The 16,161-nt window shown below is 63.4% G+C and carries 11 protein-coding genes, 1 tRNA gene and 1 pseudogene; all 13 read right to left on the bottom strand.

All coding sequences use genetic code 11. The features are described from left to right. On the bottom strand, nt 1-90 hold a 90-nt coding region (locus tag J2W94_RS18050; RefSeq protein ID WP_032978997.1), incomplete at its 3' end, for a GTP-binding protein. 60 nt (nt 91-150) lie between these two features. After that, complete coding sequence (fusA, locus tag J2W94_RS18045) at nt 151-2,241, bottom strand: elongation factor G (RefSeq protein ID WP_310096384.1); 2,091 nt, start codon at nt 2,239-2,241, stop codon at nt 151-153. Nucleotides 2,242-2,401: 160 nt separating this feature from the next. Beyond that, the gene (gene rpsG, locus J2W94_RS18040; protein ID WP_310096382.1) at nt 2,402-2,869 is read right to left on the bottom strand and encodes a 30S ribosomal protein S7; all 468 of its coding nucleotides are present in this window, start codon (nt 2,867-2,869) and stop codon (nt 2,402-2,404) included. A gap of 49 nt (nt 2,870-2,918) precedes the next feature. Continuing rightward, entirely contained in the window at nt 2,919-3,293 is a 375-nt protein-coding gene (rpsL, locus tag J2W94_RS18035; protein WP_093290174.1) for a 30S ribosomal protein S12, read from the bottom strand. A 222-nt stretch (nt 3,294-3,515) separates the two neighbouring features. Then, on the bottom strand, nt 3,516-7,748 hold the full coding sequence (gene rpoC, locus J2W94_RS18030) for a DNA-directed RNA polymerase subunit beta' (protein WP_310096377.1): 4,233 nt from the start codon (nt 7,746-7,748) through the stop codon (nt 3,516-3,518). Nucleotides 7,749-7,849: 101 nt separating this feature from the next. Next, nucleotides 7,850-12,001 carry a DNA-directed RNA polymerase subunit beta gene (gene rpoB, locus J2W94_RS18025; protein WP_310096375.1) on the bottom strand — a complete coding sequence of 1,384 codons (4,152 nt, stop codon included), beginning with the start codon at nt 11,999-12,001 and terminating at the stop codon, nt 7,850-7,852. Nucleotides 12,002-12,260: 259 nt separating this feature from the next. After that, nucleotides 12,261-12,635: a 50S ribosomal protein L7/L12 gene (rplL, locus tag J2W94_RS18020; RefSeq protein ID WP_310096373.1), complete on the bottom strand. Its 375-nt coding sequence runs from the start codon at nt 12,633-12,635 to the stop codon at nt 12,261-12,263. Nucleotides 12,636-12,759: 124 nt separating this feature from the next. After that, nucleotides 12,760-13,305 (bottom strand): annotated as a pseudogene (gene rplJ / locus J2W94_RS18015) (50S ribosomal protein L10); the annotation flags it as partial. 346 nt (nt 13,306-13,651) lie between these two features. Next, complete coding sequence (gene rplA, locus J2W94_RS18010; protein ID WP_310096371.1) at nt 13,652-14,350, bottom strand: 50S ribosomal protein L1; 699 nt, start codon at nt 14,348-14,350, stop codon at nt 13,652-13,654. Between the two features lie 4 nt (nt 14,351-14,354). Beyond that, a complete protein-coding gene (rplK, locus tag J2W94_RS18005) occupies nt 14,355-14,783 on the bottom strand; it encodes a 50S ribosomal protein L11 (RefSeq protein WP_093290179.1) in 429 nt (142 codons plus the stop codon). Between the two features lie 96 nt (nt 14,784-14,879). Then, nucleotides 14,880-15,437 (bottom strand): transcription termination/antitermination protein NusG, encoded by a 558-nt coding sequence (gene nusG, locus J2W94_RS18000; protein ID WP_310096369.1) that lies wholly within the window; start codon nt 15,435-15,437, stop codon nt 14,880-14,882. A gap of 13 nt (nt 15,438-15,450) precedes the next feature. Then, entirely contained in the window at nt 15,451-15,843 is a 393-nt protein-coding gene (secE, locus tag J2W94_RS17995; RefSeq protein WP_310096366.1) for a preprotein translocase subunit SecE, read from the bottom strand. Nucleotides 15,844-15,900: 57 nt separating this feature from the next. Then, nucleotides 15,901-15,976, bottom strand: a tRNA-Trp gene (locus J2W94_RS17990). Nucleotides 15,977-16,161 lie beyond the last annotated feature (185 nt).

The following is a 16,161-nucleotide window of genomic DNA, read 5'->3' as shown; positions in this document are numbered from 1 at the left end:
CGCCGTCAGCGTCGTCTTGCCGTGGTCAACGTGACCAATCGTGCCCACGTTCACGTGCGGCTTGGTGCGTTCGAATTTACCCTTTGCCATGGCTGTATACCCTTAAATTTCTTGTGTTTGATTGCAGCAGCCGGCATTCGCCGGCCACCCTCAGTTCTTCTTGACGACTGCGTCGGCGATGTTGGCCGGCGCTTCGGCGTAGTGGTCGAATTCCATCGTGAAGGTGGCGCGACCCTGCGACATCGAGCGCAGCGTGGTGGCGTAGCCGAACATTTCGCCCAGCGGCACCATCGCGTCGATCACCTTGCCGGACGGGCTGTCTTCCTGACCCTGCAGGATGCCGCGACGACGACTGACGTCGCCCATCACGTCGCCCAGGTAATCCTCGGGCGTCACGATCTCGACTTTCATCATCGGCTCGAGCAACACCGGGCTCGCCTTGGCGAAGGCTTCCTTGAACGCCATCGAGCCGGCGACCTTGAACGCCATTTCGTTGGAGTCGACGTCATGGAACGAGCCGTCCACTGCCTTGATCGCCACGTCCACCACCGGGAAGCCGGCCAGCGGGCCGCTCTTCATGGCTTCTTCGATACCCTTGCCGGAAGCGGTGACGTACTCCTTTGGCACCACGCCACCGACGATGGCGTTCTCGAACGAGAAACCAACGCCACGCTCCTGCGGCGCCATCTCGATGACGATATGGCCGTACTGGCCGCGACCGCCCGACTGGCGCACGAACTTGCCTTCCTGCTTGACCGACTTGCGGATGGTTTCGCGGTAGGCGACCTGCGGCTTGCCCACATTGGCTTCCACATTGAACTCGCGCTTCATGCGGTCGACCAGGATGTCCAGGTGCAACTCGCCCATGCCGGCGATGATGGTCTGGCCGGATTCTTCGTCGGTGCGCACGCGGAACGAGGGATCTTCCTGCGCCAGACGGCCCAGGGCGATACCCATCTTTTCCTGGTCGGACTTGGTCTTCGGCTCCACCGCCATCGAGATGACGGGTTCCGGGAAGATCATGCGTTCTAGGGTGATGATGTGGTCCTGCGCGCACAGGGTGTCGCCGGTGGTGACGTCCTTCAGACCCACCGCGGCGGCGATATCGCCCGCGCGCACTTCCTTGATCTCGCTGCGCTCGTTGGAGTGCATCTGCAGGATGCGGCCCACACGCTCTTTCTTCGACTTGACCGGGTTGTACACCGCGTCGCCCGAATTGAGCACGCCCGAATACACGCGGAAGAACGTGAGCGAACCCACGAACGGGTCGGTCATGATCTTGAACGCCAGCGCCGAGAACGGAGCGGTGTCATTGGCCGGACGCGTGTCTTCCTTGTCGTCTTCGTCGATGCCGGCGACCGGCGGACGATCCGAAGGCGACGGCAGCAGATGCACGACGCCGTCGAGCATGGCCTGCACGCCCTTGTTCTTGAACGCGCTGCCGCAGAACACGGGCACGATTTCGACCTTCAGGGTGCGCTCGCGCAGACCGCTGATGATTTCGGCTTCGGACAGCTCGCCTTCGTTGAGGTACTTGTCCATCAGGTCTTCGCTGGCTTCGGCGGCGGCCTCAACCATGAACGCGCGCGCAGCCACGGCCTTGTCCTGCAACTCGGCCGGGATTTCGCGGTATTCGAACGTGGTGCCCTGCGAGGCGGTATCCCAGTGGATGGCCTTCATCTTGATCAGGTCGACCACGCCCTCGAAGCCTTCCTCGGCGCCGATCGGCACCTGCATCGGCACGGCGTACGCGCCCAGGCGGCTCTTCAGCTGCTCGACGACCTTGTCGAAGTTGGCGCCGGTGCGGTCCATCTTGTTGACGAACGCCATGCGCGGCACGGAGTACTTGTTGGCCTGGCGCCAGACGGTCTCGGACTGCGGCTGCACGCCACCGACGGCGCACAGCACGAACACCGCGCCGTCGAGCACGCGCAAGGAACGCTCCACTTCGATGGTGAAGTCGACGTGGCCGGGGGTGTCGATGATGTTGAAGCGGTGTTCCTGCATGGACTTGTCCATGCCCTTCCAGAACGCCGTGGTCGCCGCGGAGGTGATCGTGATGCCACGCTCCTGCTCCTGCTCCATCCAGTCCATGGTCGCGGCGCCATCGTGCACTTCACCGATCTTGTGGCTGACGCCGGTGTAGAACAGGATGCGCTCCGACGTGGTGGTCTTGCCCGCGTCGATGTGGGCCATGATGCCGAAATTGCGGTAACGCTCGATGGGAGTGGTGCGAGCCACGACAGTCTCTCTTTTTTGTGTTTGCGGATGGCCGAACGCCGCCCGTGGGCGGCCTTCGGATTCGTCATGCGACTACCGTCGCAAGGGCACCTAAATGGTGCCGAAAGGTCCGCGTTTCAAGGCGCCAGCGATACACGCAGCGCCCGCGGACCGGGGCAAATCACCAGCGGTAGTGCGCGAACGCCTTGTTCGCTTCCGCCATGCGGTGGGTTTCTTCACGCTTCTTGATGGCGCCGCCGCGGTTTTCCGAGGCATCCAACAGTTCTGCAGCCAGCTTGCGCGGCATGGTGTTTTCGCCGCGCTTGCGCGCCGACTCGATCAGCCAGCGCATGGCCAGGGCCAGACGGCGCGACGAGCGCACTTCGACCGGCACCTGGTAGGTGGCGCCGCCGACGCGACGCGACTTCACTTCGACCGTCGGCGAGATGTTGTCCAGCGCCTTCTCGACCAGCTCGAGGGCATTGGGGTTCTTTTCGCTGATCACATCCATGGCGCCGTACACGATCTTCTCAGCGACGGACTTCTTGCCGCTGTACATGACCATGTTGATGAAACGGGCGATGGTGTGGCTGCCGTGCTTGGGGTCCGGCAGGACGGTACGCTGTGGGGTTGAGCCTTTACGCGACATGATCTACTTACCTATTCAAATCTGTGATTTGGCGTTTTGCCAAGATGCCTTAGGACTTCGGACGCTTGGCGCCGTACTTGGAACGGCCCTGGCGGCGCTTGGCCACACCGGAAGCATCCAGCGAGCCGCGAACGGTGTGGTAACGCACACCCGGAAGATCCTTGACGCGACCGCCACGAACCAGGACCACGGAGTGCTCCTGCAGGTTGTGGCCTTCACCGCCGATGTAGCTGATGATTTCTTCCTGGTTGGTCAGGCGCACCTTGGCCACCTTGCGGAGCGCCGAGTTCGGCTTCTTCGGGGTGGTGGTGTAGACGCGCGTGCAGACGCCACGGCGCTGCGGGCACTTGTCGAGCGCAGGCGACTGGCTCTTGTAGGTAGGGGCCTGCCGCGGCTTGCGGACGAGCTGGTTGATCGTTGCCATCTTTATGGATTCTTCGGATGTAAGGCCGGAGCCTTGTGCGTGAAAATGACGGCAGGCCGCATGACGGCCCGCCGAGACAGGAAAGTATAGCTGGCAGGTTAAAACCCCGTCAACCGACGGGTTCAGCCTGCTGGCCCTCCTGGGCCGGAACACGGGGCGCGTCCTGCGCCCCATTTCTCTTGGTCCGCCCTGCCCGGCCTGGCCGGTAGGGACTGGTGCTGCCTACTCGTCGCTGCCCGCGACCGATTCCGCCGCTGCCGCAGGCTCGGCGGCCGGCGCTTCGGCCGCCGGGGTCGTGGAAACCAGGGCTTCCATTTCCGAGTCGGTGAGGCCCGAAGCGTTGCGGCGACGGCTGGCGTGGTAGGTCAAACCGGTACCGGCCGGGATCAGACGGCCGACGATCACGTTTTCCTTCAAGCCGCGCAGGTTGTCGCGGGTGCCGCGGACGGCAGCCTCGGTCAGCACGCGGGTGGTCTCCTGGAAGGAAGCCGCCGAAATGAACGATTCGGTGGCCAGCGAGGCCTTGGTGATGCCCAGCAGGACCGGGTCGTACTTGGCCGGCAGTTCGTTCTTGGCGAGGATCTTGATGTTCTCCTCCAGCACGCGCTGCTTCTCGGCCTGTTCGCCGTGCAGGTACTTGGTGTTGCCGGCGTCGGTGATCTCGACCTTGCGCAGCATCTGGCGGGTGATCACTTCGATGTGCTTGTCGTTGATCTTGACGCCCTGCAAGCGGTACACGTCCTGGATTTCCTTGACCAGATAGGCGGCCAGCGGCTCGACGCCCAGCAGGCGCAGGATGTCCTGCGGCGACGGTTCGCCGTCCACCACGGTTTCGCCCTTGGCCACGTGCTCGCCTTCGAACACGATGATCTGGCGGAACTTGGGAATCAGCTCCTCGTGTTCGCTGCCATCGGTGTCCTTGATGATCAGGCGCTGCTTGCCCTTGGTGTCCTTGCCGAAGCTGATGATGCCCGAGCGCTCGGCCAGGATCGCGGGATCCTTCGGCTTGCGCGCTTCGAACAGATCGGCCACGCGCGGCAGACCGCCGGTGATGTCGCGGGTCTTGGAGGCTTCCTGCGGCACCTTGGTGACCACGTCGCCCACGCCGACGGCGGCGCCGTCCTGCAGGTTGACGATGGAGCGCGGCGGCAACAGGTACTGGGCCGGCAGGTCGGTGCCCGGGATGTTCAGGTCCTTGCCGGCCTTGTCGACGATACGCACGACCGGACGCAGGTCCTTGCCCATCGAACCGCGACGCTTCGGATCGGTGATCTCGCGCGAGGCCAGGCCGGTCAGGTCGTCGGTCTTCTCCATCACGGTGATACCGTCGACGAAGTCCACGAAGCGCACGAAACCGGCCACTTCCGACACGATCGGGTGGTTATGCGGGTCCCAATTGGCGACCGACTGGCCGGCCTTGATGGCCGCGCCGTCCTTGACCGAGATCGTTGCGCCGTAGGGCAGCTTGTAACGCTCGCGCTCGCGGCCATGGCCGTCCAACACCGAGAGTTCGCCCGAACGCGACACCGCGACCAGGTGGCCGTTGGCGTGCTCGACGAACTTCAGGTTGTTGAACTTGATCGAGCCGGTGGTCTTGACCGTGATGTTGTCCACCGCCGCCGCACGCGAAGCCGCGCCGCCGATGTGGAAGGTACGCATGGTCAGCTGGGTGCCGGGTTCGCCGATCGACTGCGCGGCGATGACGCCGACCGCTTCGCCGATGTTGACGATATGGCCACGGGCCAGGTCGCGACCGTAGCAGTGCGAGCACACGCCGAAGTCGGATTCGCAGGTGATGGTGGAACGCACCTTCAGGGACTGCACGCCGGCGTCTTCGAGCTTCTGCACCCAGGCTTCGTCCAGCAACGTGTTGCGGGTGACGATGGGATCCTCGTCGTTGCCCGGCAGGAACACATCCTCGGCCACGATGCGGCCCAGCACGCGCTCGCGCAGCGGCTCGACCACGTCGCCGCCTTCCACGATCGGAGTCATGGTCAGGCCTTCGACCGTGCCGCAGTCGACTTCGGTGATCACCACGTCCTGCGCCACGTCGACCAGGCGACGGGTCAGGTAACCCGAGTTCGCCGTCTTCAACGCGGTATCGGCCAGACCCTTACGGGCACCGTGGGTGGAGTTGAAGTACTCCTGCACGTTCAGGCCTTCGCGGAAGTTCGCCTTGATGGGCGTCTCGATGATGGAGCCATCGGGACGGGCCATCAGGCCGCGCATGCCGGCCAGCTGGCGGATCTGCGCCTGCGAACCACGCGCGCCGGAGTCGGCCATGATGTACAGCGAGTTCATCGACTTCTCGTTGATGGTCTCGCCCTTGGCGTTCTGCACCTTGTCGGTACCGATGGTGTCCATCATCGCCTTGGCGATGCGCTCATTGGTGCGCGACCAGATGTCGACCACCTTGTTGTAGCGCTCGCCGGCGGTGACCAGACCGCTCTGGTACTGCTCCTGGATCTCCAGCACTTCCTGTTCGGCTTCGCCCAGGATGCCCTTCTTCTCGATCGGGATCAGCATGTCGTCGATGCCGATGGAGACGCCGGCGCGCGTTGCGTATGCGAAGCCGGTGTACATCAGCTTGTCGGCGAACACGACCGTGTCCTTCAGGCCCAGCATGCGGTAGCTGGAGTTGATCAGGCGGCTGATGGCCTTCTTGTTCAACTCGGTGTTGGCCAGCACGAACGGCAGGCCGTCCGGCAGGATCTCGGCCAGCAGTGCGCGGCCGATCGTGGTATCCACGATGCTGGTCTGCTTGCTCTTGTTGCCTTCCTCGTCGGTCACCGTCTCGGTGATGCGGACCTTGACCTTGGCGTGCAGTTCCACCGCACGGTTGTCGTAGGCGCGCTTGACCTCGGCGATGTTGGCGAAGGCCATGCCCTCGCCTTTCTTGTTTTCCAGGGCGCGGGTCATGTAGTACAGACCCAGCACCACGTCCTGCGAAGGCACGATGATCGGCTCGCCGTTGGCCGGCGACAGGATGTTGTTGGTCGACATCATCAGCGCACGCGCTTCCAGCTGGGCCTCCAGGCTCAACGGGACGTGCACGGCCATCTGGTCGCCGTCGAAGTCGGCGTTGAACGCGGTGCAGACCAGCGGGTGCAGCTGGATGGCCTTGCCCTCGATCAACACCGGCTCGAACGCCTGGATGCCCAGGCGGTGCAGGGTCGGCGCACGGTTCAGCAGCACCGGATGTTCGCGGATGACGTCTTCCAGGATGTCCCAGACTTCCGCCTCTTCGCGCTCGACCAGCTTCTTGGCGGCCTTGATGGTGGTGGCCAGACCGCGGCGCTGCAGCTTGGCGAACACGAACGGCTTGAACAGTTCCAAGGCCATCTTCTTCGGCAGGCCGCACTGGTGCAGCTTGAGGTACGGACCGACCACGATGACCGAACGGCCGGAGTAGTCGACGCGCTTGCCGAGCAGGTTCTGGCGGAAGCGGCCCTGCTTGCCCTTGATCATGTCGGCCAGCGACTTGAGCGGACGCTTGTTGGTGCCGGTGATGGCGCGACCGCGACGGCCGTTGTCCATCAGGGCGTCGACCGATTCCTGCAGCATGCGCTTTTCGTTACGCACGATGATGTCCGGAGCGTTGAGCTCCAGCAGGCGGCGCAGGCGGTTGTTGCGGTTGATGACGCGACGGTACAGATCGTTCAAATCGGAGGTCGCGAAGCGGCCGCCGTCCAGCGGCACCAGCGGACGCAGGTCCGGCGGCAGCACGGGCAGCACCGTCATCACCATCCACTCCGGACGGTTGCCGGACTCGAGGAAAGCTTCGACCAGCTTGATGCGCTTGGTCAGACGCTTGAGCTTGGTTTCCGAACCGGTGCTGGCGATTTCCTCGCGCAGGTTGACCATTTCCGACTGCAGGTCGATCGTGCGCAGCAGGTCGTAGACCGCCTCGGCGCCCATGGCGGCGTCGAAGTCGTCGCCGTATTCCTGGCGCGCGGTCATGAACTGCTCTTCGGTCAGCAGTTGGCGGCGCTCGAGCGGGGTCAGGCCCGGCTCGGTGACCACGTAGGCTTCGAAGTACAGCACGCGTTCGATATCGCGCAGGGTCATGTCCAGCATCAGGCCGATGCGCGACGGCAGCGACTTGAGGAACCAGATGTGCGCGACCGGCGAAGCGAGGTCGATGTGGCCCATGCGCTCGCGGCGCACCTTGGCCAGGGTCACTTCGGTGCCGCACTTCTCGCAGACCACGCCACGGTGCTTCATGCGCTTGTACTTGCCGCACAGGCATTCGTAGTCCTTGATCGGTCCGAAGATGGCGGCGCAGAACAGACCGTCGCGCTCGGGCTTGAAGGTACGGTAGTTGATCGTTTCCGGCTTCTTCACTTCGCCGAAGGACCACGAACGGATCAGGTCCGGCGAGGCCAGCGCGATCTTGATGGCGTCGAAGTCCAGCGACTGGCGCTGCTGGTTGAAGAGATTCAGTAGGTCTTTCATTTTGTTTCTCCGGGTAGGAGGAAAATCTTGTGTCGAGGGATTGGCGCGAGCGGGATCCCGAAGCCGGCCGGTGCTTGCGCACGACCGGCTCCGGCGTCAGATCACTCTTCCAATTCCATGTTGATGGCCAGCGAGCGGATTTCCTTCACCAGGACGTTGAAGGATTCCGGCATGCCCGCGACCATCTCGTGTTCGCCATCGACGATGTTCTTGTACATCTGGTTGCGGCCCTGCACGTCGTCCGACTTGACCGTCAGCATTTCCTGCAGGGTGTGCGCGGCGCCGTAAGCCTCCAGCGCCCAGACTTCCATTTCGCCGAAGCGCTGGCCGCCGAACTGCGCCTTGCCGCCCAGCGGCTGCTGGGTGACGAGCGAGTACGGACCGGTCGAACGCGCGTGCATCTTGTCGTCCACCAAGTGGTTCAACTTCAGCATGTGCATGTAGCCGATGGTGGTCTGGCGATCGAACGCCTCGCCGGTGCGGCCGTCGTACAGCTGGGTCTGACCGCTGATGGGCAGATCGGCGAGCGCAAGCATGTGCTTGATCTCCGATTCCGCCGCGCCATCGAATACCGGCGTCGCCATCGGCACGCCGTCGGTCAGATTGCCGGCCAGACGCAGCAGCTCGTCGTCGCTGAATTCACCCAGGTTGACGCGCTGTTCGCCCAGTTTCAGGTCGTGGTTGTAGATCTGGTCGAGGAACTTGCGTAGATCGGCGACCTTGGCCTGCGCATCGAGCATCTTCTGGATCTTCTGACCCAGGCCTTTCGCGGCCCAGCCCAGGTGGACTTCCAGAATCTGCCCGATGTTCATGCGCGAAGGCACGCCCAGCGGGTTCAGCACGATGTCGACGGTGCTGCCGTCGGCGGCGTACGGCATGTCTTCGACCGGGACGATCGTGGAGACCACACCCTTGTTGCCGTGACGACCGGCCATCTTGTCGCCCGGCTGGATGCGGCGCTTCACGGCCAGGTACACCTTGACCATCTTCAGCACGCCGGGGGCGAGGTCGTCGCCGGCGGTGATCTTGCCGCGCTTGTCGGCGAAGCGGCGCTCGAATTCCTTCTCGTGCGCCTGGATCTGCTTCTGCGCGCGTTCGATGGCGTCGGAGGCGTCGTCGTCCTTCATGCGGATGGCGAACCAGTCGGCCTTCTTCAGGCCGTCCAGGTAGGCGTCGTCGATGGTGTCGCCCTTCTTCAGGCCGGCGCCGCCGTTGGCCACCTTGCCCACCAGCAGCGGACGCAGGCGCGCGAAGATCGCGTTCTCGAGGATGCGGAACTGGTCGTCGAAGTCCTTCTTGACGCGCTTGATCTCGTTTTCCTCGATCTGGCGCGCGCGCTTGTCCTTCTCGATGCCGTCGCGGGTGAAGACCTGCACGTCGATGACGGTGCCGTCCATGCCCGGCGGCACGCGCAGCGAGCTGTCCTTAACGTCGGACGCCTTCTCGCCGAAGATCGCCCGCAGCAGCTTCTCTTCCGGGGTCAGCTGGCTTTCGCCCTTCGGCGTCACCTTGCCGACCATGATGTCGCCGGCACGCACTTCAGCGCCGATGTACACCACGCCGGATTCGTCCAGGCGGTTCAGCGCCTGCTCGGACACGTTGGGGATGTCGGCGGAAATTTCCTCCGGTCCCAGCTTGGTGTCGCGCGCGACGCAGGTCAGCTCTTCGATGTGGATCGTGGTGTAACGATCCTCTTCCACCACGCGCTCGGAGAGCAGGATGGAGTCTTCGAAGTTGTAGCCGTTCCAGGGCATGAACGCGATCAGCATGTTCTGGCCCAGGGCCAGTTCGCCGATGTCGGTGGACGGACCGTCGGCCAGCACGTCGCCGCGCTCGATGACGTCGCCCACATTCACCAGCGGAGTCTGGTTGATGCAGGTGTTCTGGTTGGAACGGGTGTACTTGATCAGGTTGTAGATATCGACGCCGGCGTCGGTGCCGTCGCCGATCTCGCTCTCGTTGACCTTGACCACGATGCGGGCGGCGTCGATCTGTTCGATCACGCCACCACGACGCGCGTTCACGGTCACGCCGGAGTCGCGGGCCACGGCGCGTTCGATGCCGGTGCCGACCAGCGGCTTCTGCGCACGCAGCGTAGGCACGGCCTGGCGCTGCATGTTGGCGCCCATCAACGCGCGGTTGGCGTCGTCGTGCTCGAGGAACGGAACCAGCGCGGCCGCGATCGACACGGTCTGCATCGGCGACACGTCCATGAAGTCCACCTCGCCCGGCGGCTTCAGCAGCGACTCGCCCTGGTGGCGGCACGGCACGAACTGCTCGGTCAGGCGGCTGCTGTCGTCGTGCAGGGCGTTGGCCTGGGCGATGACGAACTCGTTTTCCTCGATCGCCGACAGGTATTCGATCTCGTCGGTGATCTGTCCGGCCACGACCTTGCGGTACGGGGTCTCGAGGAAACCGTAGCTGTTGGTGCGTGCGTACACGGCCAGCGAGTTGATCAGGCCGATGTTCGGGCCTTCAGGTGTCTCGATGGTGCAGACGCGGCCGTAATGGGTCGGGTGCACGTCGCGCACTTCGAAGCCGGCGCGCTCGCGGGTCAGGCCGCCCGGGCCCAGGGCCGAGACACGACGCTTGTGCGTGACTTCCGACAACGGGTTGTTCTGGTCCATGAACTGCGACAGCTGGCTGGAACCGAAGAACTCCTTGATCGCGGCGGCCACCGGCTTGGCGTTGATCAGCTCCTGCGGGGTCAGGCCTTCGCTTTCGGCCATCGACAGGCGCTCCTTGACCGCGCGCTCGACGCGGACCAGACCCACGCGGAACACGTTCTCGGCCATTTCGCCGACCGAACGCACGCGGCGGTTGCCGAGATGGTCGATGTCGTCGACGGTGCCGCGACCATTGCGGATCTCGGTCAGGACCTTGATCACTTCCAGGATGTCGGAAGTCTCGCCCTGCGCGGCGACCAGACGCTTGGACTCGTCGTCGTTGCGGTTGCTGAAATATTTATGGTCGAACAGCACGGATTCGCCGGTGACTTCCTTGCGGCCGACACGGCGGTTGAACTTCATCCGGCCCACGCCCGACAGGTCGTAGCGCTCGAAGGTGAAGAACAGGTTGTGGAACAAGTTCTGCGCGGCATCCTTGGTCGGAGGCTCGCCGGGACGCATCATGCGGTAGATCTCGACCAGCGCTTCCAGCTGGGTCTTGGACGGATCGATGCGCAGGGTGTTGGAGATGTAGGGACCACGATCCAGATCGTTGACCCACAACGTGCCCACGGCGTCCACGCCGGCCTTGCGGAACTTGGCCAGCTGATCTTCGGTGATTTCGTCGTTGGCGGTGGCCAGCAACTCGCCGGTGCTGGCGTCGATCACGTCGTGCGACAGGATGCGGCCCATCAGGTAGTCGTCCGGCACGGCGAGTGCGGCGATGCCCGACTGTTCCAGCTGCTTCACATGGCGCGCGGTGATGCGCTTGCCGGTCTCGACGATGACCTTGTCGCCATCGGCAAGATCGAAGTTCAGGGTTTCGCCGCGCAGGCGCTCGGCCACCAGCTCCAGCTGCACGCCCTCGCCTTCCGGCAGGATGTGGAAAGTGTTGATGTCGAAGAACTCATTGAGCATTTCTTCGTTGTTGTAGCCCAACGCGCGCAGCAGGATGGTCACCGGCAATTTGCGGCGACGGTCAATGCGGGTGAACAGCGCGTCTTTCGGGTCGAACTCGAAGTCGAGCCAGGAACCGCGGTACGGAATGATACGGGCGCTGTACAGCAGCTTGCCCGAGCTGTGCGTCTTGCCGCGGTCGTGGTCGAAGAACACGCCCGGCGAACGGTGCAGCTGCGAGACGATCACGCGCTCGGTACCGTTGACGATGAAGGTGCCGTTGTCGGTCATGAGCGGGATTTCGCCCAGATAGACTTCCTGTTCCTTCACGTATTTGATGGCCTTGGTCGACGACTCGCGGTCGTAGATCACCAGGCGCACGGTCACGCGCAGCGGCGCGCCGTAGCTGAGGCCGCGGTTGCGGCACTCGCGCTCGTCGAACACCGGATCGCCCAGCTTGTAGCCCACGTATTCCAGGGCCGCGTTGCCGCTGTAGCTGGAGATCGGGAACACCGATTTCAGCGCGGCGTGCAGGCCGTGGTCGACGCGCTTGGAGGGCTCGATGTTTTCCTGCAGGAACGAGCGGTAGGAATCCACCTGGATGGCGAGCAGGAACGGGACCTCGAGGATCGAGCGCTGCTTGCCGAAATCCTTGCGGATACGCTTCTTTTCAGTGAACGAGTACGCCATGTGACTTATCGCCTTTTTCTCTGGGAGCCGCGCGTCCGCGGGTCCGGGGGGAACCATCTGTCCGCAGCAGGGACCCTGCGCGGAACGGGAAAATCGTCAGTTGGAAGTCGCTGGTATTGCCGGCACCAGCACGCCTTCTCTTGCTACTTCCAACTACCAACTCGGGTTTTTTCTACTGCACTTCAACAACGACCGAAGGCCAGGGGCTTACGCCCCCGGCCTCGGTGTGCCGCCGATGTTGACTGGCGACGAATACCGCTTACTTCACTTCGACAGTCGCACCAGCGGCTTCGAGTTCTTTCTTGAACTTCTCGGAATCTTCCTTCGAGACCGCATCCTTCACGGTCTGCGGGGCGCCTTCCACGAGGTCCTTCGCTTCCTTCAGGCCCAGGCCGGTGATGGCGCGGACGGCCTTGATGACTTCGACCTTCTTCTCGCCGATCGCCTTCAGGACGACGGTGAATTCGGTCTGCTCTTCAACCGGGCCGGCAGCGGCAGCGGCCGGACCGGCAGCGGCCACGGGAGCGGCGGCGGAGACGCCAAACTTTTCTTCGATCGCCTTGACCAGCTCCATCACTTCCATGAGGCTCTTTTCAGCGACTGCGTCGACGATCTGTTCGTTAGACAGGGACATGTTGATTACCTTCGAAAAATATTTCTGGGATGGGTTTCAGTGATTGCGGTGCGACTCAGGCCGGATCGGCCGGAGTTTCGGTCGGGGCGGCTTCCGCTGGGGATGCTGCCGCGACTTCGGGTACCGCTTCAACCGAGGTTTCAGCCGGGGCTTCTGCCGATGCGTCAGCGACGATGTCGCCTCCGCCCAGCTTGTCGCCCACTGCCTTGATCGCGCGGGCGAACATGCTTGCCGGTTCGGCGAGCACGCGTGCCAGCATGGCCAGGGCCTGCTCGCGGGTCGGCAGCGATGCCAACACGTCGACATGGCTGGCCGGATACAACTGGCCACCCACGGCTACGAGCTTGGGCTGCAGCTTGTCGTTGCCCTTGGCGAATTCCTTGATCAGACGACCGGCGGCGCCGGGTTCTTCCGTCGAGAACGCGTACAACAAGGGACCGACCAACGAGTCCTTGACGCACTCGTATTCGGTACCTTCGACGGCGCGCGAAGCCAGGGTGTTCTTGACGACTTTCAAGTACACACCGTTTTCGCGAGCCTTCTTGCGCATCGTGGTCATTTGACCGACCGTGATGCCCGCGTACTCGGCAGCAATCAAGGAGTGGGCCTTGGCGGCGACGTCTGCCAGCTCGGCTACAACTTCTTGCTTCTGAGACAGATTTAGAGCCATACACTCCTCCAAATAAACTCCGCTCACGGCTCCTGCCGCTTGCGGTCCTGGGCGGTGCCCGTCCTGGGCACCGGGGACGCCGGATTGGCGTCCCGGTGGTGGCCTTTCCAGAAAGACTTCCAGAAGGCGGCACCATCTACGCCGGCCCGACCCACAAAGAGAGTCGAATTAAGCGATCCCGCTGTATCGACGGCGACTCCCTGCCGTAACCAAGCTTCCTTGCCCGTCATCGATATGCGCCGACCGCACCTGCGGTCTTTGACAGCTATCGCGTCCGGCCGAAGCCTTTCGCGATTGCCCTCAAAATTTGAAACGCTTCCCCGCTTGGCGAGGAAGGTGGAACTGATTACTTGAGCGACAGCGAAGACAGATCCACGGTCACGCCGGGGCCCATGGTCGAGCTCAGCGAAATCTTCTGCAGATAGGTGCCCTTGGCGGTCGACGGCTTGGCCTTGACCAGGTCCAGCAGCAACGCCTGCAGATTGCTCTTCAGCGAGGCGTCGTCGAAGCTGGCCTTACCCAGGGTGCAGTGGATGATGCCGGCCTTGTCAGTGCGGTAGCGCACCTGACCCGACTTGGCGTTCTTCACGGCTTCGGCCGGATTCGGCGAAACGGTGCCGACCTTGGGATTCGGCATCAGGCCGCGCGGGCCCAGTACCTGGCCCAGCTTGCCGACCACGCGCATCGCGTCCGGCGTGGCGATGACCACGTCGTAGTTCAGGTCGCCGGCCAGCATCTTCTCGGCCAGATCGTCCATGCCCACGGCTTCGGCGCCGGCGGCGATGGCTTCATCGGCCTTGGCGCCGGCCGGTGCGAACACCGCCACGCGGACCGACTTGCCGGTGCCGGCGGGCAGCACGGTGGAACCGCGCACCTGCTGGTCCGACTTCTTGGCGTCCACGCCAAGGCGCACGGCCACGTCGACGGCTTCCACGAACTTGGTCTTGCTGTTGTCCTTGACGATCTTCAGTGCGTCGTCAATGGAGTACGCCTTGCCCGGGGTGACCGCGGCAAAGATCGCTTTCTGTCGTTTGGTCTGTGCCATCGTCTTAGCCCTCTACCGTCAAGCCCATGCTGCGGGCCGAACCCGCAATCGTACGCACCGCCGCATCCAGACTGGCTGCGGTCAGATCGGGTTCTTTCGCCTTGGCGATGTCCTCGAGCTGCTTGCGGGTGACCTTGCCCACCTTCTCGGTGTTGGGGCGCTTGGAACCGGACTGGATACCGACGGCCTTCTTCAACAGGACGCTGGCGGGCGTGCTCTTGGTGATGAAGGTGAAGGTACGGTCCGAATAGGCGGTGATGATGACCGGAGTGGGCAGGCCCGGCTCCAGCTTCTGCGTGGCGGCATTGAACGCCTTGCAGAATTCCATGATGTTCAGGCCGCGCTGGCCCAGCGCAGGACCGACGGGCGGCGACGGATTCGCCTGACCGGCCTTGACCTGCAGTTTGATGTAACCGACTACTTTCTTTGCCATTTCGATTTACTCCTGGAGTTCAAGCGTCTGCACGTCTTGCGACTGCGGGACTCCTCCCTTCGCTTTGAATCGGGGACCGAAACCGGCCCCCGGCCTTTAGGCTTTCTCGACCTGGCCGAACTCGAGTTCGACCGGGGTGGAACGCCCGAAAATCAGAACAGCCACGCGCAGGCGGCTCTTCTCGTAATTCACTTCCTCGACCACGCCGTTGAAGTCGTTGAACGGGCCTTCGGTGACGCGCACCATCTGGCCGGGCTCGAACAACACCTTCGGACGCGGCTTCTCGACGCCGTCCTGCACGCGCTGGAGGATGGCATCGGCCTCCTCGTCGCGGATCGGCAACGGACGGTCGGCGGTACCGCCGATGAAACCCAGAACCTTGGAAGTCTCCTTCACCAGGTGCCAGCTCTCGTTGTCCATGCGCGGAATACCCGCTTCCTCGTGCGTCTCGATCTGCACCAGCACATAACCGGGGAAGAACTTGCGCTCGGAACGGCGTTTCTGGCCGGCGCGCATTTCGATCACTTCCTCGGTCGGCACCAGCACGTCGCCGAAACGTTCCTGCATGTCGTTGCGGACGATGCGATCACGCAGCGCCTGCGCCACCGATTTCTCGAAGCCCGAATAGGCGTGTACGACGTACCAACGCTTCACTGCGACATTCTCCTCAACGGCCCAGGGTAAAGAACAATTTCAGCAACTCCTGGATCACCCAGTCGAAGCCGCCCAGCATCAGGCTCAGGATCACGACCACAATGGCCACCACCCAGGTCATGCGCAGGGCTTCCTGGCGGGTCGGCCAGACCACCTTGCGCAGTTCGAAACGCGACTCGACCAGGAACTCGCGGGTCTCGCGACCCTTGGCCGTACCCAGGAACACCACCGCGCCCAGCACCAGGCCCGAGACCACGGCCAGCGCCCGCAAAGGCGTTGCCCACTGGCCAGCGAACCACCACCACGCCACCAGACCCGCGATCACCAGCGCAAGCGCCAGCGCGTATTTGACGATGTCGCCCGCGGAGGATGCGGCGGCTTTGGAATGTTCGACCTTGCTGTTCATCTGACTCTTTATTTGTTTGCGACCGTAGCCATTGACTCGTCGGCTACGCGTTCCAAATGGCGCGCCAGGTAGGACTCGAACCTACAACCTGCGGTTTTGGAGACCGCTGCTCTGCCAGTTGAGCTACTGACGCGTTTTGATTTGTTGCAAACCCTTCAGACGGCGAAGGCGGACCGAAAGTTCGGCCCGCCATTGTCGCCTTATCAAGCCCTGGATCCCCGCCTTCGCGGGGATGACGACCTGACAAAGCCGGTTGGGCCACGGCCCAACCGGGTCAGGGCGTCACTTGATGATCTTCGCCACCACGCCGGCGCCGAC

Origin of the sequence: Pseudoxanthomonas sacheonensis, from assembly GCF_031455975.1 — a bacterium.
GTDB lineage: Bacteria > Pseudomonadota > Gammaproteobacteria > Xanthomonadales > Xanthomonadaceae > Pseudoxanthomonas_A > Pseudoxanthomonas_A sacheonensis_A.
The sequence above is the reverse complement of the archived record's forward strand: the minus strand, read 5'-3'. Positions and strand labels throughout refer to the sequence as shown.

Coding starts and splice junctions, on each gene's coding strand:
- rplA (WP_310096371.1), bottom strand. CDS start 14,350: ATGGCACAGACCAAACGACAGAAAGCGATCTTTGCCGCGGTCACCCCG.
- rplL (WP_310096373.1), bottom strand. CDS start 12,635: ATGTCCCTGTCTAACGAACAGATCGTCGACGCAGTCGCTGAAAAGAGC.
- rplK (WP_093290179.1), bottom strand. CDS start 14,783: ATGGCAAAGAAAGTAGTCGGTTACATCAAACTGCAGGTCAAGGCCGGT.
- rpoC (WP_310096377.1), bottom strand. CDS start 7,748: ATGAAAGACCTACTGAATCTCTTCAACCAGCAGCGCCAGTCGCTGGAC.
- rpoB (WP_310096375.1), bottom strand. CDS start 12,001: ATGGCGTACTCGTTCACTGAAAAGAAGCGTATCCGCAAGGATTTCGGC.
- rpsL (WP_093290174.1), bottom strand. CDS start 3,293: ATGGCAACGATCAACCAGCTCGTCCGCAAGCCGCGGCAGGCCCCTACC.
- secE (WP_310096366.1), bottom strand. CDS start 15,843: ATGAACAGCAAGGTCGAACATTCCAAAGCCGCCGCATCCTCCGCGGGC.
- rpsG (WP_310096382.1), bottom strand. CDS start 2,869: ATGTCGCGTAAAGGCTCAACCCCACAGCGTACCGTCCTGCCGGACCCC.